Source organism: Bifidobacterium sp. ESL0827 (assembly GCF_052606685.1).
The window spans coordinates 203,150-222,475 of the sequence record NZ_CP199597.1; the positions used below are offsets into that span (position 1 = coordinate 203,150).

Genomic DNA, 19,326 nt, shown 5'->3' on the forward strand with positions numbered 1-19,326 from the left:
ACCTTTCTGGCGACATCGTATATGACGGACGTGGGATCAGCGGCTCAGATCCCAGGTGCTCCCAGCGGGTGTGTCCGCCACGGTCACGCCGGCCGCCGCCAGCTGATCCCTAATGACATCTGCCCGGGCGAAGTCATGATCCTTTCGCGCTTGATCCCGTTCCTCCAACTGTTGGCGTACCAAGGTATCCAGAGTGTTCATGGCCTGGTTGTCACGGTTGGCTGTGGCTCTTGCCCAGTGGGGATCGAGAGGGTCAAGTCCGAACACATCCAGCATGGCTCTGACCTGGAGCAGGGCATTAGCCAGCCACTTCCGGTCCAGAACACACGGGTCCGCATCCATGGCCGCGTTGGCTTGACGAATCAGTGCATAGAGGGCGGCCAGACCACCTGAGACATTGATGTCGTCATTCATGGCTTGTACGAAGTCCTCTGGCAGATCGTCTGCACTCAGTCCCGCCACGCGGTCGCGCTCGGGTTGCGCTCCCAAGATCCGTCCTGCCCGGTCAACGAAGTTGCTGATGCGTTCGTAGGCGCCCTCGGCCTCCTGCAGGGACTGATCGGACCATTCCAGCATGGACCGGTACTGCACCGACACCAGGGCGTAGCGAACCACCCAGGCCGGATGCTGCGACAGCACCTGGTCCACGGACAGCCCGTTGCCCAGGGACTTACTCATCTTCTCGCCCTTCTGGGTCACCCAGGCCGTGTGCATCCATCGATGGGCGAATCCCCAGCCAGCTGCGTGCGATTGGGCCATCTCGTTCTCGTGATGGGGGAAGCGCAGGTCCAGGCCGCCTCCGTGGATGTCGAAATCCGCACCCAGATAGCGGTGGCTCATGGCCGAGCATTCCAGATGCCAGCCCGGCCGACCTGTGCCGAAGGGGGTTTGCCAGCGAGCCGTTGGCGGATCGGTGGGCTTGGGTGCCTTCCAAAGTGCGAAGTCACGGGGGTCACGCTTGCCAGGCTCCTCCTCGGCATCGTTATTCTGCTCATCGGTGTCGATACTGGGTCCCAGCCGGTCGTTGGCGGCGGCCTGCTCGTCAGTGGGCTGGGTACCGGTCTGCTGGTGGGTTAGAGCACCATACTCAGGCCAGGAGGCCACGTCGAAGTAGACGTTGCCTGAAGGGCGGCCCTGCTCATCGGGCACCACATAGGCGTGGCCGCGGTCGATGATGCGCTGGATCAGATCGATCATCTCGGGGATGTGCCCGGTAGCTCGAGGTTCATAGGTGGGTGGTAGGACTCCCATGGTGTCGTAGGCATGGGTGAATTCGCGCTCATAGATGTAGGCCCGCTCCCACCAGCGCTGGTTGTTGGCCTCCGCCTTGGTCAGGATCTTGTCGTCGATGTCAGTCACGTTCCGGATCAGGGTCACCTGATATCCCAGCCTGAGCAGCCAGCGACGGATCACGTCGAAAGCCAGCGTGGTCCTGATATGGCCCAGGTGGGGCGAGCTCTGCACCGTAGCACCGCATACGTAGATGCCGACCTTGCCCGGTTCGATGGGCCGGAAGGAGGTCACCTGGTGATCAGCCGTGTCATACAGACGCAGATCAGCTGCAGCCAAACTGACTGAAGCCTTGGAATCATGCGGTTGCGAACTCGTATCCATACCCTTGAGCCTATCAAGGATTACTGACTGTTCAAGAGGAAATGCCGAGCTTGCGGACGCGGACCGACAGCATATGTGCAAGAATGGAGTCATGGCGAAACCAAGGGTGCTGATAGTCCAGCATGTTGATTGGGAGAAGCCGGGTCGCATTCTCGACAATCTGCAGGAGTGCGGGCTGGAAACTGAGATCACCAATATCGTGGACGAGAAGAAGCCTGAGTTGCCGCGCTCGCGTGAGTTGGCAGGACTGGTCATCATGGGCGGGCCCATGTCGGCTGACGATTACGCGCATCACCCCGGTCTCAAGGCGGAGACCAAGCTGGCCAAGGCCGCGATGGCTGCCAACAAGCCCATTTTGGGGATTTGCCTGGGGCATCAGATTGTGGCGCGGGCATTGGGAGGCACCTTGATGCGGGACCAGGATCCCGAATACGGCATGGGACCCATCCGCTGGGTGGGGCAGGACGACGACGTGGCCATGTGGAACAAGAACACGGATGTGCTGCACTGGCATGCGGACCAAGTCACCCTGCCGCCAGGGGCCAAGCTCCTGGCACGCTCCCAGGCCACCAAGGTTCAGGCTTTTCGACTTGGGTCGGCCCTGGGTTTGCAGTTCCACCTGGAGGTAACGGCGCCCATCTTCGATGAGTGGATGCAGGTGCCGAGCATGGTTGGCTCTATGAAAAAGTCCAAGATCACTAAAATGCGCGACGAATTTATCAAAGGGATGCCGCAGATGCAGCCGTTGGCCGATGCCATCTTCTCCGCCTTCGCAGCCCGGTGTTCGACCCAGGCCGCCCAGCTGGCTGCCGCCTGAGATTACTCCAGCTCTTCCCCGATGGTCAGCCACTCCTCCTCAAGCTGATCCGATTGCTCGGTCAGATCCTTGAGCTTGCTGTTGAGTTCGTTGAGGCCCTGATAGTCGCCGGGGTCGTGGTCAGCCATCTGCCGTTCAAGTGCCTTGCGCTGATCGGCCAGCTTGGCCAACTTGCGTTCGATGGCTGAAGCCTGTTTGCTCAGATTTCGTCTGGCGACTCGTTCGGCCTTGGCCTGATTGGGATTCTTGGCCTCCTCGGCTGATGTCTGATTTGGAGCATCCGCAGCCTCCCGGTCGGCAGACTCGACCATATCCAGGTAATTCTGGACGCCGCCTGGCAGATGAACCACCTTGCCGTTGATCAGCGCGAACTGCTGGTCGGTCACCCGCTCCAGCAGGTAGCGGTCGTGGGAGACTACGATCAGGGTGCCTGGCCATGAGTCCAGCATGTCTTCCATGACGGCCAGCATGTCGGTATCCAGGTCGTTGCCTGGCTCGTCCATGATCAGCACGTTGGGCTCGTCCAGCAGGATGAGCAGGAGCTGCATGCGGCGCTTCTGCCCGCCAGACAGGTCGCCGATTCTGGTCATCAACTGGGAGCTTTCAAAGCCCAGTCGCTCCATCAATTGGCTCGGGGACACCTCCTTGCCTTCCACTAGATAGGTGGGCTTGTAGCGGCTGAGGACCTCTTTGATTCGATAGCGGCCCAGTTTCTCCAGCTCATCCAGACGCTGGGTCAGCACCGCAAAGCGTACCGTCTTGCCGACCTTGACGTGTCCTGCGGTGGGAGACACACTGCCGTCAATTAGACCCAGCAGAGTGGACTTGCCCGCTCCGTTGGCTCCTACGATGCCGAACCGGTCGCCAGGCCCGATTAGCCAAGTCACGTCGTCCAGGACCTTGTGTCCGCTGACGGTAAGGGTGCCGGCCGCTGCAGTGCCCGGACGGTCCTTGCCGGGATCGGCGGCCACGGTCACCGAGCCCATCAGAGGGCGCTCCGCATGAGGGGAGGGGACCCTGTCGTTCTTGTTTTCATCGGTACCGGAGTCGGCCCCTGGATAGATCTTGGTCACGTCTACCAGATCCACCACCTGCTTGCCCAAGCGGGAGGTGGCCATCCGTTTGAGCTCCAGGCTGTTGCGCATGGGTGGCACGTCCGCGATCAGCTCCTGCGCGGCCTTGACATGGAACTTCTGCTTGGTCGAGCGGGCCCGGGCGCCTCGGGTCAGCCAGGCCAGTTCCTTGCGGGCCAGGTTCCGGCGCTTGGTCTCGGCCAGATCAGCCTGGCGCTCGCGCTCCACCCGCTGGAGCATGTAGGCGCTGTAGCCGCCCTCGAAGGGGTCGATGGTTCCGTCATGCACCTCCCACATGGAGGTGCAGACCTCGTCCAGGAACCAGCGGTCGTGGGTGACCAGCAGCAGGGCTCCGGAATTCTTGGCCCAGCGGTTCTTCAGATGCTCGGCCAGCCAGTGGATGGTGAGCAGATCCAGATGATTGGTCGGCTCGTCCAGGGCCAGGATGTCCCAATCTCGGAGCAGCAGCCGTGCCAGATCCACCCTGCGGCGTTGACCGCCCGACAGGGTGCCCACCTTGGCCTCTAGCTCCATGCCGCCCAAAAGGGACTCGACGATTTCGCGGGATCTAGGGTCGGCAGCCCATTCGTAGTCTTGTCGGTTCTCCAAGGCCGCCTTGCGGACTGTGTCCTCATCCTTCAGAGGATCACGCTGGTCCAGCATGCCGAAAGTGAGTCCATTGCGCATGGTTACCCGGCCCTGATCGGGTTCCTGGGTCCCTTTCAGCAGGTGCAGCAGGGTGGACTTGCCGTCGCCGTTTCGGCCCACGATGCCGATTCGATCACCCTCGAAGATGCCCTGCGTCACATCCGTAAAGATGGTTTTGGTGGCGAAGGATAGAGCGACGTGTTCCAGACCGAGATCATAGATGGGCATGATTTCCCAATCTACTGCCAGCCTTGGATGGAATGAGCTGTGGGCTTTTCAGAGTGGGGGAGTTATTGGTCCTGGGCGTTCTCCCGGTCACGCTGATGAATTCTGTCCAGGTAACCGGTTTTGTCCGAATCGGTGATAGGCCGCAGGACGGTGCATGGGTTGCCGACTGCAACTACCTGATCCGGTATGTCATGGGTGACGACAGACCCAGCCCCGATGACGGCTCCACGGCCAATCCGCACGCCGCCTAGGACGACCACGTGACCTCCCAGCCAGGCACTCTGGCAGATTTCGATGGGTCGGGCCTGGCAGGCGCCAGCCTTCCGTTCCTCATAGTCCAAGGCATGGTTGGTGCAAAAGAGCCCCGCGCCGGGGCCTATCCACACGTTCCTGCCTATGGTGATCGGAGCGTTGTCCAGCATGACGGCTCCGTAATTGATCAGAGTCTGGCTGCCGATCCGTATGTTGCAGCCGACCTCGCATCTGAAGTCCGGGTTGATGACGACATCCTGCCCCACCTGGCCGAGCAGGTCTTCCAGAATCCTTCGGCGTTCCTGCTTCTGCCCGGGGGCGGTCCTGTTGTATTCCATGAAGAGACTTTCGGCCCGTTCCCTTTGGCGATCGATGTCGGGGTGGGTGTCCTGATAGACTTGGCCGGATACCATCCGCTCCCATTCGATTCGGCCCGTCCGGCTCATTTCTGCCATTACATCGTCAGTCATGGGCACCACTTTCTAGGATTTGAGGATGAGTCAGCGGCCGGTGATCTGCGAGCCCAGTACCTTCTCGCTCAGGGCCCGGGGTCCCCGAGTGACGGCCACGGCGCCCGAACGGACCAGTTCGATGATGCCGAAGGGACGAAGCAGACGCAGCAGGGCTTCCAACTTGCCCTCGGCCCCGGTGGCCTCAATGGTCAGGGACTCGGGGTGGACGTCGACCACGCGCACGCGGAAGAGTTTGACAATCTCCAGCACGTCGGAGCGGTTGCGTTCATTGGCCTTGACCTTGATCATGACCAGCTCGCGCTCCACGGCCTCGTCGCCCTTGAGCTCGACGATCTTGAGCACATGCAGGAGCTTGTTGAGCTGCTTGATGATCTGCTCCAAGGGGACGGCCTCCACGTCAGCCGTGACCGTAATCCGGGAGATATCGTCCCGCTCAGTGGACGATACAGACAGGGAGTTGATATTGAAGGCGCGCCGGGCGAACAGGCCGGCCACCCTGGCCAGGACGCCGGGACGGTTCTCGACCAGGACGGAAAGGGTGTGCCGTTCGGAACCGGGCTTGGATGCTGGATAATTGGCCATGTGGTGACCCTTTCCTACTTGTTCATACGACCGGCGGCGTCGCTGGCCATGGCTGCCCGGTCGGCTCCGGTCTGCTCATGCGGCTCGGTCTGCTCCTGCTCCGGACGGATGCCGGCCAGGGGCTGCACGCCAGGCTTGTAGATGATGGTGTCGTTGGAGGCGCCTGCAGGGACCATGGGCCATACCATGGCATCCTTCCAGACGTGGAAGTCAATCAGAACCGGCCGGTCGGTCACCGCGTTGGCCTTATCGATGGCCTCCAGGGCCTGCTCCTGGGTAAAGGCCCGCAGTCCCAGGCAGCCATAGGCCTCGGCCAGTTTGACGAAGTCGGGGATGCCGCTGCCGTCCGTGGGCTTTGCGCCGCCGTCCTCCAGGTTGGTCTGGGAGTAGTGGCTGCCGTAGAAGAGGGTCTGCCACTGACGGACCATGCCGTAGACCGAGTTGTTGAGTATGGCGATGCGGATGGGCAGTCCCGCCTGCCCGGCCGTGGCCAGCTCCTCGGAGGTCATCTGGAAGGAACCGTCCCCGTCGATCAGCCAGACGGGCCGCGGATCTTCCTCTTCCCTGGTGCCGATTGCTGTTCCTATTGCAGCGGGCAGGCCGTAGCCCATGGTCCCCAGTCCGCAGGAGGAGACCCAGGAGCGGGTGCGTTCGAAGTCGATGAACTGGCTGGCCCACATCTGGTGCTGGCCCACGCCAGATACCCAGATGGTATCCGGATCGGCCTTGTTGCTCAGGGTCTGAACCACCCACTGGGGGGCCAGGGTGCCGTCCGGGCTGGGCTCAAAAGTTGTGGGGTAGTCGTGCCGCCATCCGTCGATCAGCCGCCACCAGGGCTTGAGGTCGGGTTTGCCCCAGGTTCGCTGAGCGGCCTTGAGCGCCGGAATCAGGTCGTCCAGCACCTGGCTCACGTCCCCGACGATGGGTACGTCCGCCTGCCGGTTCTTGCCGATCTCAGCCGGGTCGATGTCGATGTGGATGACCCGGGCCACCGGTGCGAAGTCCTCCAGACTGCCTGTCACCCGGTCGTCGAAGCGTGTGCCCACGGCCACCAGCAGGTCGGAATGCTGGATGGCCCCGTTGGCGGCCACCGTGCCGTGCATGCCGGGCATTCCCAGAACTGCTGGATCGGAGTCGGGCACGATGCCTCGCGCAGGCAGGGTGGTGACCATGGGGGCACCGGTAGCCCGAACGAGTTCCTGGACCTGCCGACGGGCGTCTGACCGGACTGCGCCGCCGCCCACATACAGGACTGGTCTGTGTGACTGGACCAGGAGCCGGGCGGCATCATCCAGGACGTGTCCATGGGCCCGCGTCACCGGGTTGTAGCCGGGCAGGATCATCTCCTGGGGCCAGGAGTAGAGCATTTTGCCGTTCTGAGCCGTCTTGCTCAGGTCCACCACTACCGGGCCCGGCCTTCCCGAGCGGGCGATGTGGTAGGCCTCGGTCATGACCCGAGGGATGTCCTGGGCCTTGGTCACCAGATAGGAGTGCTTGGCCACCGGGTAGGTGATGCCCACGATGTCGGCCTCCTGGAAGGCATCGGTGCCGATGGAGTCCACGCCCACCTGGCCGGTCACCACCACCAGGGGAACCGAGTCCATCATGGCATCGGCTATGGGGGTGACCATGTTGGTGGCCCCGGGGCCGGAGGTCACCAGACAGACCCCCACCTTGCCCGTGGAGACGGCATAGCCCTCGGCTGCGTGACCGGCGGCCTGTTCGTGGCGGGTCAGTGTGAAGTTGAAGCGCACCTGCTCGTCAATGGCGTCGTAGGCGGGCAGAATGGCCCCTCCCGGAACGCCGAAGACCTGGGTGACCCCCAAATCCTCCAGGGACCGAATAAGCGCCTGGGCTCCCGTCATGGGCTCGCCCTGGGCGGGGACATCCTTGTCGTCATGGTCCCAGTTCTTGGGTACTGAGCTGAACGCTTGCAGAGGTGTCGGCAGACTCATGTTTCCTCTCGACCTCCAGACTGCGCGCCGACCTGCGGCCGTGCATGTCGAAATACGAACCTGTCGGTGCGTCGGCGGGGTGGGCGGACGATTCCCGATCAGGAGGAGGCACCTATGCCGTTCGTGACGGCGTACCTCCGGGTTATGCCCATAGTCTAAACAGGGGTCTGGTCGGGGCGTGGCGGCAGTACCGCATGCCGGAATTCCGGCTCGAACTTCAGGCTGATTGCTCGGCGCGCAGGGCCGCAAGCAGATCCTGATCGTCCAGCCGCTTCCACCCCTGGGCGGCAGCAGCCAGCTGGGCCTTCCGCTTGCTGCTGGCCCGGCCTTTGCCGATCACGGTCCCGCCGTCCTCCAGTCGCAGTTCGGCGGTGAAGACCTGGGCGTATTCCGGCCCGGAGACCGCCATGGCGTACCGGGGCTCGCCCAAGCCCAGCTTGTGGGCCTTGACGGTGATCGAGGTCTTCCAATCCAGTGCTGGCCCCTCGGTGGCCACCTCGGCCAGGGTGTCGTCAAGAAGGGTATGGACGGTGGTCCTGGCCCCCTCGATGCCGTGCTCCACAAATACCGACCCGATCAGTGACTCGACGGTGTCGCAGAGTATGGAGTCCTTGTCGGCCCCACCGTTTTCGCTCTCTCCCCGGCCCAGAAGAATATACTGCCCCAGATGCAGCTTCTGCCGGGCGATGGCCGACAGGGCCTCCTCGGAGACTGCCTTGGCCCGCATCTTGGCCAGCTGGCCCTCGGTCATGTCCGGATGAACCTTGTATAGGGTCTCGGTGGCCACCAGTTCCAGAACCGCGTCGCCCAGGAACTCCAGCCGTTCGTTGTTGGGCATGCCTGGGTGCTCATGGGCGAAGGAGCGATGGGTCAGGGCGTGCACCAGCAGCTCCGGGCTGATCCTGCCGCCCAGGGCCTGGAAGAGATCCTCAGCCGCCTGGTTGCCGGAATCCACTTGCTCCTGTTCCTCCTGCTGCATATGGTCTTTCTCGCTTTCCCGGCCTTGCCGTCTGATGATATGGAAAAACCCCTGCCACCCGTCGATGGCCGGGGTTCTCTCATTGCGTGTCGATCGCCGATCGGCTCACTTGCTGAACTGCGAGCGAATGGCGTCGCGGTAGACGCGCCCGCGGTACATGCCGCAGCTGGGGCATGCCATGTGCGGCAGCGCAGGAGCTCCGCAGTTGGGGCAGGTCACCGTAGCGGCGGCCTGGGTCTTCCAGTTGGCGCGCCGGGAATGGGTGTTGGCGCGCGAGGTCTTGTACTTTGGCAGTGCCATATTGTCCTCTGTTTCGATCGAATACTTCGAGCTTAAGCGTAGAGCAGTCTACCGCAACCTCCGGTCATTCGCCAGCCTGGCCGGCGCTGCCGGGGTTCTCCTCCTGCTCCAGACGCTGCTTCAGTCCCTCCAGGGCAGCCCAGCGATCGTCCACCATCTCGTGGTGGTGATCGGGATGGTCATTCAGATCCATGCCGCACTGGGGGCACAGGCCCCGGCAGTCGGGTCTGCACAAGGGCTGCAGGGGTAGGGCCTCCACCAGGGTGTCACGCAGGAGGGCCTCCAAATCCATGAAGGCGCCTCCGCTGACCAGAGGGTAGGTCTGGCCGCTGGCCTCCTCCTGTTCGGCCAGAATCTCCTCCTTGCCATGGGTCGGCTCAGGTTCGGGCTCCTTGTAGGGGAAGAAGACCACCGGATCGTCCTGGATGCTGGTATTGACGGGCCTCAGGCAGCGGGTGCATTCGGTGTTCAAAGGCACGCTGATGTGGGCCTGCAACAAAAGACCGTCCACCAGGGAGTCGATATCGCCCTCTACATGTACAGGTGTCCCCGCTGGAATGCCCACCACCTGGTCGCCGATGCCCTCCGGGGCTGGAAAATCACGGTCCACCCGGGTGCTCTGCCCTGCTCGCGTCGACACCTGAGCCACTGAAACCGCCCAGGGGGAATCCTCCGGTCTGCTCATCCCTGCGTCTCCTCTCCTTGGTCCGGAGCTGACGCGTTCATGCTACGCGCCGCCTCTTGCTCACGCTGGTGGAGAACCTCCAGGCCGGCACGCACATCCTGACCCATCTTGTCCAGCTGGGTGTCAAGCTCGCCCATGACCTGGGCGGCGTAGCCATTGGCTCCCTGGACCAGACGGTCTGCCTGGGCCTGGGCCGTGTCAATGATGGTCTGGGCATTCTGCCGGGCTATGGCCACCACATTCTCCTGGCCGGCCAGGAAGCGTGCCTGCTCGCCGGCCTCCTTGACGATGTCCGCAGCACGACTCTGGGCATCGGATATGGTGGCGTTGGCCTGGGTCTGTGCCGTGTTCAGCCGACGCTCCGCCTCCCTCATGAGCGCCGAGGCCCGCTCCAGTTGCACCGGCAGCATTTTCTTGAGCTCGTTGAGGTCGTCGGACAGCTCGTCCCGGTCCACCTTGACCAGTCCCGGGCTGAAAATGGGGGCCTTGGCCTCATCCAGCATGGCCTGAATCCGGTCGATGATGTCATAAACGGTGGTGAATTCCGATCGAGGATTCCCGCTCTCGCTTCTGTCCTCCTGCAGGTCGGGCAGGTCCTTCATGTCGACTGCGTGCCTGGGAGCGCTTGCTCTGGTCGAGTCATCGATAGGCTCGTCATCGTCCCTTTCCTGGGTCTGCTCGTTCATCATTGGCTCTTTTCCGTGTGCGGTGTGTCCCTGTGCAAAGTGCCTATCAGTGCGTTCACGACGCTGTCGGGGACCATGCCGGTGATGTCCCCTCCGTGTCTGGCCACGTCTTTGACGATGGTGCTGGAGATGTGCTCCCGCACCGGGTCGGCTGGCAGAAAGAGCGTTTCAACCCCGGACAGCTTGCGATTGACCAGGGCCATGCCCAGCTCGGCCTCATAGTCCCCGTTCTGCCTCAGTCCCTTGACGATGACCGAGGCACCCACCTTACGGCAGTAGTCGGTGATCAGGCCATCGGTAGAGGCTACGGAGATGTTCGGGTACCCGTCCTCGTCCAGGGCCCGGCGGATCATGGCCACCCGCTCCTGTTCGCTGAACATGGGGGTCTTGGCGGCGTTGACGGCCACAACCACGTGGACCGTCTCAAAGAAGCAGGCGCAGCGTTCGATCACATCCATGTGGCCGGAGGTGACCGGATCGTATGAGCCAGGGCATACAGCGATAGTCATGATTCTCAGCGTAGCGCGTCATAGGGAGCGGACGTGCAGCTCGCCGCCGTACCATAGGTGTCATGACTGCAAGCAAGAGCATTCGCATGGAGGATCCGGAGCGGGAGCAGAACCCCGACCAGGGCACTGGCACGGCCGTTCTGGACCGTCCGGACACCGAGACCGCCGAGAAAACCCGGTTGAACGACCAGGGTGATGCCGACCGGTTCGCCCATTACGTCTCCCGTGAGCGCATCGCCGAGTCCAAGCTGACCGGCCGACCTGTCGTGGCCCTCTGCGGCAAGGTCTGGGTGCCCAAGCATGACCCCTCCCAGTATCCGGTCTGCCCGGATTGCAAGCGCATCTACGAACAGATGACCGGCGGCAGTCACTGAGCGCCACTGAGCGGTCCAGGCTGCTTCAGGACTGCTTGCCCAAGGCGATTCGGTCGATTGTTGCCAGCTCTTCCTGGCTGAAATCGGCCGACTGTACAGCCTTGAGATTGTCCAGAATCTGCTCGGGCTTGGAGGCGCCGATGAGCACCGAGGTGACAGCGGGGTCCCTGAGCAGCCAGGCCAGGGCCATCTCTGCCAGACTCTGGCCGCGTTGACGGGCCAGGGCGTTCAACGCCTGGATCTGCTTCAGCCGCTGTGGGGTCAGGGCGGATTCCTTGAGGAAGCGTCCGTCAGCCCGAATACGGCTGTCCGCGGGAATCCCTTGCAGATAGCGGTCGGTCAGCAGCCCCTGAGCCAGCGGGCTGAAGGTGATCAGTCCCTTTCTTTCTTTTAACACTGCCTGTTTGAGACCGTTGTCCTCGATGGTTCTGTGGAAGATGGAATAGCGGTTCTGGTTGATGACGAAGGGGACGTGCATCTCGGTCAGGATGGCCGAGGCCCGTTTCATGGTCGGCCCGTCGTAGTTGGACAGTCCCAGGTAGAGGGCCTTGCCGCTGGTGACCGCCTGGGCCAGGGCACCCATGGTCTCTTCCAGAGGCGTGTCCGGGTCGGGGCGGTGGTGGTAGAAGATATCCACATAGTCGAGTCCCAGCCGTTTCAGGCTCTGGTCCAGTCCGGACAGCAGATGCTTGCGTGAGCCGAGGTCCCCATAAGGGCCGGGCCACATTTCATAACCGGCCTTGGTGGAGATGACCAGCTCCTGGCGGTGGTGGCTGAAGCACCGTCGCAGGATGATTCCCATGTTGCGCTCGGCGGCGCCTGGTCCGGGCCCGTAATTGTCGGCCAGGTCGAAGTGGGTGATGCCATGGTCGAAGGCCGTCGTGCACAGCTCCTGCATACGGTCCAGGGGCGTGGTGTCGCCGAAGTTGTGCCAGCAGCCCAGGCAGATGGGCGGCAGTTTCAGGCCGCTGTCGCCGCAGCGCCGGTAGGTTGTGGAATCGTATCGGCTCGGGTCGGGCTGGTAGGTTTCGGATTGCGTGTTCATCAGATGCTCCTCACTAGGGTGGGCAGGACCGGTTCGCCTTTCATCAGGCTCAGGGCGTTGATGGGCATTTCCTCAAGGGCCTTGGCCCGATGCTCCCGGGCATCCAGGACGGCCTGCCCACCTTGGTATTCTGGCCTGCTTTGGCCATGGTCCACGTATGTGACCAGCAGATCCCGCCAGCCCTCCTCGGGCGTATAGGCTGCCAGATCCTGCTCGGCTCCCGAGACGACGTGCTCGGCATCGGCCACCCCGTTGTGGTAGGAGCGGTAGGCCAGCTTGCGTCCCGGCACCGAGGCCTTGCCCACCGACTTCTTGGCCACAGCCTGCATGACCCCGTCGGAGTTCTCGCGCTCGGTCAGCTTGTAGACCATGGCGCAGGTGGGGGCTCCCGAACCGGTGACCAGCATGGTGCCCACCCCGTAGGAGTCAACCGGGGCGTCCTGCAGGGAGGCAATGGCGTACTCGTCCAGATCGTTGGTGACGGTGATGGTGGCCTTGGTGGCTCCCAGAGAGTCCAGCTGGGCGCGGACCTGCTGGGCGAGCGAACCCAGGTCTCCGGAGTCGATGCGGACCCCGCCCAGCTCTGGTCCGGCCACCTCGACGGCCGTCCTTACGGCCTCCTCGATGGAGTAGGTGTCGGTCAGCAGGGTTGTTCCCTTGCCTAGGGCCTGAATCTGCCCTTGGAAGGCCTCGCGCTCGCTGTCATGCAGGAGGGTGAATGAATGGGCTGCGGTTCCGATGGCCTTGAAGCCGTATTCTTTGGCTGCCAGCAGGTTTGAGGTTCCTTGGAATCCGCCGACTATGGCCGCTCTGGCCGCCGCCACGGCCGCATACTCGTTGGCCCGGCGCGCGCCCATGTCCATGCAGGGCCGGCCCTTGGCTGCGGTGACCATGCGGGAGGCAGCCGAGGCCACGGCCGAGTCGTAGTTGAGTATGGACAGAATCAGGGTCTCCAGCAGGGTGCACTCGCCGAAACCTCCTTCGACCTGCAGAATGGGGGAGTCGGGGAAGAATATCTCGCCCTCCCGATAGCCGCGTATGGTACCGGTGAAGCGGAAGTGCTCCAGCCAGTCGATGGTGGACTGGCTGACAATGTGACGGTCGGACAAAAAGCGAAGCTCATCCTCGCTGGGCTGGAAATCCGCCAGCGCATCCAGAATCCGCCCAGTGCCTGCTACCACCCCGTAGCGGCGTCCTGCCGGCAGGTGCCGGGTGTAGACCTCGAAGACGGATTGGCGTCCGGCCGTGCCGTCCTGCAAGGCGGCGTCCAGCATGGTGTATTCGTACATATCGGTCATCAGAGCCGTGGAGGTTCCGGTGTCCCTACTGTTGTTTTCGGCGTTCATATCTTCCCCTTTGTGGGTGGAAAAGCCCTTGGTTGGCACCCAGTCTAATCCTCTGACCACCTGGCTCGCCCTGCCCTCCCAAGGTCGGGATAAGCTGGTCCGCATGAGATTCGTTGTGGGCATCTACCGATTGCTGATCGCCTTTTTCTGCCTGGGCGGCACCTACGAGGCCTGGCTGCTGGGGATCGGCAATAAGTGGGTCTACTTTACCTTCCAGACCAATATCGCCTTAGGCCTGGTCATGCTCTGGGCCGGAGCGGCCACCCTGCTCAAGGGCATCCAGCCGCCAGCTTGGCTCAAAGGCTGCCTGACACTCTACATCGTCATCACCGGGTTGGTGGCCATTCTGGTTCTGGGGCTGAACAGCACGGATTACAAGCTGGTCCTGGGCATCCGGACCACATGGATGATTCACGTCATCAGCCCCATCCTGGCATCGTTGGATTTCCTCTTGTTCGACCCTCATCGTCGTTTCCACTGGCACAACGTACTTACCTGGCTGATCTATTTCCCCTTCTACGTAGCTTTTGTGCTGATCAGGGCCGCCATTTGGCCTCATTCAGGACCGGAGCCAGGCGGCAACCCCTATCCCTATGCCTTCTTGGACCTCGGACATCTGGGCTGGGCCCAATTGATGGTCAACCTGGCTGAGTACCTGGTCGTCTTCTTCGCCCTATCGCTGGTCATCTTCCTGATCGATCGCATCCTGCCGGCCAAGACACCGCTGACCATTGATCGGTAGACGGCTGACGGAATAATGGGGACCAGACCAGGGGAGCCTGGGCGGAACGGAAAGGATCATCACTGATGGTTGCTATCAAGGACATGCTCCAGGAGGGTGCCGTGCTACGGCCTGACGGCAGGGCGGCTGATGAGTTGCGACCGGTCGTCATCACCAGGCATTGGACGGAGGCTCCTGAGGGTTCGGTGCTGATCGAGTGTGGCAAGACCCGGGTTATGTGCACCGCCTCCTTTACCCCGACGCTGCCCCGTTGGCGCAAGGACTCCGGCCTGGGCTGGGTTACGGCCGAGTATGCCATGCTTCCCAGGGCCACCAGCGACCGGACTGCACGAGAATCGGTCCGGGGAAAGGTCGGCGGCCGCACCCAGGAGATCAGCCGGCTGATAGGCCGTTGCCTGCGTGGCGTTGTGGATATGAAGGCTCTGGGCGAGAATCAGATTCAGCTTGACTGCGACGTGCTTCAGGCCGACGGCGGCACTCGTACCGCCTCAGTCACCGGCGCCTATGTGGCCATGGTCGATGCCCTCAGATGGGCCCAGGACCACCATCACATCCGCAGCGCCGACAAGGTGACCAAGGATTGCGTCTCGGCCGTCTCGGTGGGCATCATCGATGGCAAGCCCATGCTGGACCTTCCCTATTTGGAAGACAGCCGGGCCATGACCGATATGAACGTGTCGATGACAGGCTCCGGCGATTTCATAGAGATACAGGGAACGGCGGAGCATCGACCCTTCAGCCGTCAAGAGCTCGGCCTCTTGCTGGACCTGGCATCCAAGGGGAACAAGGAGCTTCAGGCCGCTCAGCGCAAAGCTCTGGCAGCTGACTGACGCCTGGGGCGGGCATTTTAGCGAAAAGGATCGGTATGGGGCAGGTCAAAACAGTGGTTGTGGCCACACACAACGAGGGCAAACTACGTGAACTTCGTTGCATACTTGACGGTTTCCTGGCCGATGAGGGTCAGAGGATCGAGTTGGTTTCGGCCGGCCAGTTGGGCCTGCCCGATCCGGTGGAGACCGGCACCACTTTTCAGGAGAACGCCCTTCTCAAGGCTGGGCAGGCTGCCCATGAGTCCGGTCTGCCCGCGCTGGCGGACGACTCGGGGCTGGTCGTTGATGTGATGGGCGCCGCCCCGGGGATCCTTTCGGCAAGATGGAGTGGCCGCCACGGCGACGACCAGGCCAACTTGGAGCTCTTGCTGAACCAGCTGAACGACATTCCTGACGACCACAGGGGAGGGCGGTTTGTCTGTGCTGCCGCCCTGGTCGTTCCGGATGTGCCAGGATATGCCGTCCGTGGGTGCCAGGTGACCAGGCTTGGCGAGATGCCTGGAACCATCATCCGCCAGGCACGTGGGGAAAACGGGTTCGGCTACGACCCGATCTTCGTACCGAGGAATCAGCCGCAGGGCACCGGCAAACAGCGACTGCTAACCTCGGCGGAAATGACCTCGGACCAGAAGAATGCCATATCGCACAGGGGCAAAGCATTGGCAGCCATCATGCCGATTCTCGTCAGCTGGGTGCTGGGGGACGGCCATATAAAAGGCTGATAGGCCTGGCGGAGTCAACACCGTGAAAGGCCGTGGAATACCGGCTGTGAAAACACCCTATTTGAATCCCAGATTACGCCTTCAATTTCGGTACCCTTAAAGCAAGTAAGGGGGATAGAAGACACCGTAAATGAAGATGCGGCACTTGTGATCTAAGGTTTTGTGGCCTGCACTGGGGACATATCAAGCGTGCAGTCCATCTGATCCTAGAGATGGTCTCATCGTGGTGTGGGGGGTAGCGTGTTGAAGCATTTGCAAGAACGGGGCACTAAGGGTCCACAGCATGTGGATCGCCCTATCATCGCTGTTTTGATAACTCTTTTGGCGACGCTGGCCATGGTCGTTCCCCTTGGGTTGAGCGCTCTTTCGGCAAACCAGGCCAATGCCACCGATGCGCAAGGCGCAACAGCAAGCGCAAAGCCATTGCTCTATAAACTTCTGGCTTATAATGACAAAATTGATTCCTACGAGGATGAGCTGCGCATGGACTTCATCCTGCGTGTGAAGCATGGCGCTTTCGATCCGCAATGCCAAAACGGGGATGATTCCTCTGCGGCTGGAACGCAAACTTGTGCATTGTCTTTCTTCTATGAATTTGAAGGAGAGACCAGCAAAACGCACTATCGGCGACTGCGTTATATGCAGACCATACCGTCAGACAGCAGTGATCCCAATAAACCAACTTCTATTGCCGACCCTGGCGCTGGTGCAGTGAAATGGGCGTATAACCAGAACGAATACTTCACGGTCCACAAGGTGATCAACTCTGGCCTTTATGATTTTCTGGTAATCTCCATTGAAGGAGATTTGTCTTATGGAGACAAAAACGATAACCCGCAATATTACCAGGCGGGGGGTTATCCTCAGCCGCTCAACCTCTATGCGGTTGTTGGTCCGCAGAATACTTTGACCTGCGGCTCTTCCCCGTGGGCTTATAATGGTGATGATTGCTATGACTTCCATCCTGAATCTTTGGTCGGTTTAGGCGATACGGTCTCCAACATCACTGCAGATCAGGGGAAAAACATAAAGCTGTACATGGGCGATTGCTACGCCAACGATCCGAACCGCTGCAGCGGGCCTGCATCCTTTGTCGGCTGGGACAATTATCCGGTGCTGTGGAGCGGGAATCAGGCCAACTGGGGCCTGGTAACCGATTATGGGCTTTCAGTTGATCTGGGAAACAGTCAGAGCAAACCCTATAACCCAGGGATAGCACCGCCCAACTCCTTCTTTGTCTATTGGTTCAATGTCCGAGGCAGGAGCAATATATGCTCCAAGACCGATTCTTACTACTACCAGTGGGTTGGTCTTAAAAACAGCCAGTGGATGCCTGTCGATTCCTTGACCCCCAAACCCGTACTGTTAGGCAATAAACAACAAATCAGCAAGAACAATGCAAAGACAACCTCCTGGGGCATTCAATACGATGTGGGAACCAACAACGCTAATAATTCCGGCGTTCAAGCCTCGAATATAGCGCAGCCGGCGACAGGTCCAGCAAACGAGCTGAACGTGAACGCAGCAAATCCGACGGGTCCGCAGGCAAAAGACGGATCAATCGATTTCAAGCGCATTACGGAACAAGAGGGCTTCGACGGGTACTTCAAGCTGGTCACCTGGCCTGTGACCAGGAATATGGATGACACCGGCACCAGCAACAACTGCACGGTCAACCCAGAAGTATACAACCCAATGCGAGTGGGTCTTGTCGGCATAACGGACGATATGGATGCTACGCAAAAGGATAAGAATCTGGACACGGGATGGACCATTGACACTGCCTTCTATAAGTATGACGTGCCTCGTCCCAACGATCCGACCATAACCAACATCCAGAATGATGCCGACGGCTCCTTGAATGCCTCGGGGAGCGTCTATACCGGCACGCTTGATCCGGTGGTCAGTGGTGAGTGCACTCCCTCCAAAGACGACACGCATCCCAACACGGTTACCCTTTATGGCGAGGATCCCAGCAAACCCTTCAAGAAAGGGCAGAGCAAGAGCAGTGATGACTTGGTGAAAAGTTCGGACTCCTGGGGGTTCAAGCTGGGAGAGACCGTGTGCAAGGTTGATCCCAAGAGCAAACAGGGAGGGTCCTGGCAGATACAGGACACCAACAAGCAGTATCCGTCGCCGGATCCCGGCAATAAGTATAACGGCTACAGGCGCTATCACGCCTGGGTAACTGAGTCAGCCTCCGGGTTTGGTTTGACCTCGCTCTTCTCGAACATAGGAACAGCCTATTTCGTCTCCAACGAGAAGGCTCCCGATGGCAAGCTCTCTGTTACGGTGCCCCATACGAAAAACGGGAATCTGCCGGCAAACTCGGTCGTCACCTTCAAGGGCACGGTTTCACCTATATATACAGCCTGGTCTTCGGGAGGTCTGGGGATGACCGATTCCAAGATGGCCATTTCCATGAAACAGAACACTGCCTCGGACTGGACCAGTCTGGTGACCACTCCGTCCAACACCTTCCAGAGGGACTCGGCGGTCAATACTGGGCCTCCCTCCTTCACGGACCCCACGTCAGGCTCTGTGCTGAATGTCGTCAAGACGACGGCTTCCACATGGTCCTGGAGCTTGAACATACCAGCTGACAAATTCAAGGCCTACAACGGTGACGACGAGACAGAGAAGTATACCTTCCAGGTCAAGATGATCAACCCGCTGAATGCCCCTTCGGATCCGGTTTCCATCAACCAAAAGGTTGACATCACGCCAACCACTCTGACCTTGGAACGGTATGATGCTTTCCAAGTAGGAGGGAAAGCATACAAGTATGTCAACGGTAATATAAGGATTCCTGAGACCAAAGGCACTCTGGTCCATATAACCTGGCCCGGCAATACAAGCACCGATGTCGCCGTGGGAGACCAGGGTTCATGGCAGGCGAGTACTCCTGAGGGGATAAACAAGGGGAGAATCACTGCCCAGGTTTCTTCCGATGATGCTGAAAGCCCTGATCCTCAAAGCGGCAACTTCAAGGGAGGAAACGAGTCAGCCGCAGTATCGCACGCGCTGGAATTCCGGCCCTCCAATGCCTCCCTGCCCCTCACTGGAGGATGGCCGCTTTCCGTGCTCAAGATACTAGCGATGCTGGCACTGGGCCTGGTCGGCTTTGTCGCCTGTCTAAGGAACAGGCAAGAGAGCCGATACTGATTCCGCGGCATAAGGCAGGGCCTGCGCTCGTATCCATGGAATTTGGGGTATGAGCGCAGGCCCTGCTTGTGTTTCCTGTGCGCGAGATGGGACTCGAACCCACACGTCCGAAGACACAGGAACCTAAATCCTGCGCGGCTACCATTACGCCACTCGCGCGTACGACATACCTCGCCGTTTAAAAAGCAGCTGGTAGAAGAGCCACTTGACAGAATCGAACTGTCGACCTTCTCATTACGAGTGAGACGCTCTGCCAACTGAGCTAAAGTGGCCTTCGCCTCCCGTCCGGACATACCGGAAG

The 19,326-nt window shown here is 60.8% G+C and carries 18 protein-coding genes and 2 tRNA genes; 6 read left to right on the forward strand and 14 right to left on the reverse strand.

Annotation, left to right across the window (positions count from 1 at the left end; translation table 11 throughout):
- Window positions 1-36 precede the first annotated feature (36 nt).
- Complete coding sequence (cysS, locus tag ACUIAI_RS00780; protein WP_445342300.1) at window positions 37-1,614, reverse strand: cysteine--tRNA ligase; 1,578 nt, start codon at window positions 1,612-1,614, stop codon at window positions 37-39.
- Window positions 1,615-1,705: 91 nt separating this feature from the next.
- Here cysS and ACUIAI_RS00785 point away from each other — a divergent pair, with 91 nt between their 5' ends.
- Entirely contained in the window at window positions 1,706-2,431 is a 726-nt protein-coding gene (locus ACUIAI_RS00785) for a type 1 glutamine amidotransferase (protein WP_445342301.1), read from the forward strand.
- 2 nt (window positions 2,432-2,433) lie between these two features.
- On the opposite strand, the gene ACUIAI_RS00790 is transcribed toward ACUIAI_RS00785, so the two are convergent.
- The 9 genes from ACUIAI_RS00790 to coaD form a co-directional block, all read right to left on the reverse strand.
- Window positions 2,434-4,380, reverse strand: coding sequence for an ABC-F family ATP-binding cassette domain-containing protein (locus ACUIAI_RS00790; RefSeq protein WP_445342302.1), 1,947 nt, complete (start codon window positions 4,378-4,380; stop codon window positions 2,434-2,436).
- 62 nt (window positions 4,381-4,442) lie between these two features.
- Window positions 4,443-5,102 (reverse strand): sugar O-acetyltransferase, encoded by a 660-nt coding sequence (locus tag ACUIAI_RS00795; RefSeq protein ID WP_445342303.1) that lies wholly within the window; start codon window positions 5,100-5,102, stop codon window positions 4,443-4,445.
- 30 nt (window positions 5,103-5,132) lie between these two features.
- Window positions 5,133-5,687 carry an acetolactate synthase small subunit gene (gene ilvN / locus ACUIAI_RS00800; protein WP_015021375.1) on the reverse strand — a complete coding sequence of 185 codons (555 nt, stop codon included), beginning with the start codon at window positions 5,685-5,687 and terminating at the stop codon, window positions 5,133-5,135.
- Window positions 5,688-5,701: 14 nt separating this feature from the next.
- Window positions 5,702-7,642: an acetolactate synthase large subunit gene (locus tag ACUIAI_RS00805; protein ID WP_445342304.1), complete on the reverse strand. Its 1,941-nt coding sequence runs from the start codon at window positions 7,640-7,642 to the stop codon at window positions 5,702-5,704.
- 217 nt (window positions 7,643-7,859) lie between these two features.
- On the reverse strand, window positions 7,860-8,621 hold the full coding sequence (rnc, locus tag ACUIAI_RS00810) for a ribonuclease III (protein ID WP_144178063.1): 762 nt from the start codon (window positions 8,619-8,621) through the stop codon (window positions 7,860-7,862).
- Between the two features lie 105 nt (window positions 8,622-8,726).
- Complete coding sequence (gene rpmF / locus ACUIAI_RS00815) at window positions 8,727-8,921, reverse strand: 50S ribosomal protein L32 (protein ID WP_015021378.1); 195 nt, start codon at window positions 8,919-8,921, stop codon at window positions 8,727-8,729.
- Window positions 8,922-8,985: 64 nt separating this feature from the next.
- Entirely contained in the window at window positions 8,986-9,606 is a 621-nt protein-coding gene (locus ACUIAI_RS00820; RefSeq protein ID WP_445342305.1) for a YceD family protein, read from the reverse strand.
- A complete protein-coding gene (locus tag ACUIAI_RS00825; RefSeq protein WP_144178060.1) occupies window positions 9,603-10,295 on the reverse strand; it encodes a cell division protein in 693 nt (230 codons plus the stop codon). Before ACUIAI_RS00825 ends, ACUIAI_RS00820 begins: the two co-directional genes overlap by 4 nt.
- A complete protein-coding gene (coaD, locus tag ACUIAI_RS00830) occupies window positions 10,292-10,801 on the reverse strand; it encodes a pantetheine-phosphate adenylyltransferase (protein ID WP_445342306.1) in 510 nt (169 codons plus the stop codon). The genes ACUIAI_RS00825 and coaD overlap by 4 nt, the downstream gene beginning before the upstream one ends.
- A gap of 62 nt (window positions 10,802-10,863) precedes the next feature.
- On the opposite strand from coaD, the gene ACUIAI_RS00835 reads away from it, so the two are divergent.
- On the forward strand, window positions 10,864-11,175 hold the full coding sequence (locus tag ACUIAI_RS00835; RefSeq protein ID WP_024627652.1) for a DUF3039 domain-containing protein: 312 nt from the start codon (window positions 10,864-10,866) through the stop codon (window positions 11,173-11,175).
- A gap of 25 nt (window positions 11,176-11,200) precedes the next feature.
- Here ACUIAI_RS00835 and ACUIAI_RS00840 read toward each other — a convergent pair whose 3' ends face one another.
- Both ACUIAI_RS00840 and ACUIAI_RS00845 read right to left on the reverse strand, forming a co-directional pair.
- Window positions 11,201-12,220: an aldo/keto reductase gene (locus ACUIAI_RS00840; RefSeq protein ID WP_445342307.1), complete on the reverse strand. Its 1,020-nt coding sequence runs from the start codon at window positions 12,218-12,220 to the stop codon at window positions 11,201-11,203.
- Window positions 12,220-13,566, reverse strand: coding sequence for a nicotinate phosphoribosyltransferase (locus ACUIAI_RS00845; protein ID WP_445342308.1), 1,347 nt, complete (start codon window positions 13,564-13,566; stop codon window positions 12,220-12,222). Before ACUIAI_RS00845 ends, ACUIAI_RS00840 begins: the two co-directional genes overlap by 1 nt.
- Window positions 13,567-13,669: 103 nt before the next feature.
- Between ACUIAI_RS00845 and ACUIAI_RS00850 the strand changes: the two genes are divergently transcribed.
- From ACUIAI_RS00850 to ACUIAI_RS00865, 4 genes are all read left to right on the forward strand, one after another.
- Entirely contained in the window at window positions 13,670-14,308 is a 639-nt protein-coding gene (locus ACUIAI_RS00850) for a Pr6Pr family membrane protein (protein ID WP_198191619.1), read from the forward strand.
- Window positions 14,309-14,373: 65 nt separating this feature from the next.
- A complete protein-coding gene (gene rph, locus ACUIAI_RS00855; protein ID WP_046322477.1) occupies window positions 14,374-15,138 on the forward strand; it encodes a ribonuclease PH in 765 nt (254 codons plus the stop codon).
- Window positions 15,139-15,173: 35 nt separating this feature from the next.
- Window positions 15,174-15,860 (forward strand): RdgB/HAM1 family non-canonical purine NTP pyrophosphatase, encoded by a 687-nt coding sequence (gene rdgB, locus ACUIAI_RS00860; RefSeq protein ID WP_445342309.1) that lies wholly within the window; start codon window positions 15,174-15,176, stop codon window positions 15,858-15,860.
- Between the two features lie 309 nt (window positions 15,861-16,169).
- On the forward strand, window positions 16,170-19,025 hold the full coding sequence (locus ACUIAI_RS00865) for a hypothetical protein (protein ID WP_445342310.1): 2,856 nt from the start codon (window positions 16,170-16,172) through the stop codon (window positions 19,023-19,025).
- 78 nt (window positions 19,026-19,103) lie between these two features.
- On the opposite strand, the gene ACUIAI_RS00870 is transcribed toward ACUIAI_RS00865, so the two are convergent.
- Both ACUIAI_RS00870 and ACUIAI_RS00875 read right to left on the reverse strand, forming a co-directional pair.
- Window positions 19,104-19,184 (reverse strand) — tRNA-Leu (locus ACUIAI_RS00870).
- A gap of 40 nt (window positions 19,185-19,224) precedes the next feature.
- A tRNA-Thr gene (locus tag ACUIAI_RS00875) sits at window positions 19,225-19,297 on the reverse strand.
- Window positions 19,298-19,326 lie beyond the last annotated feature (29 nt).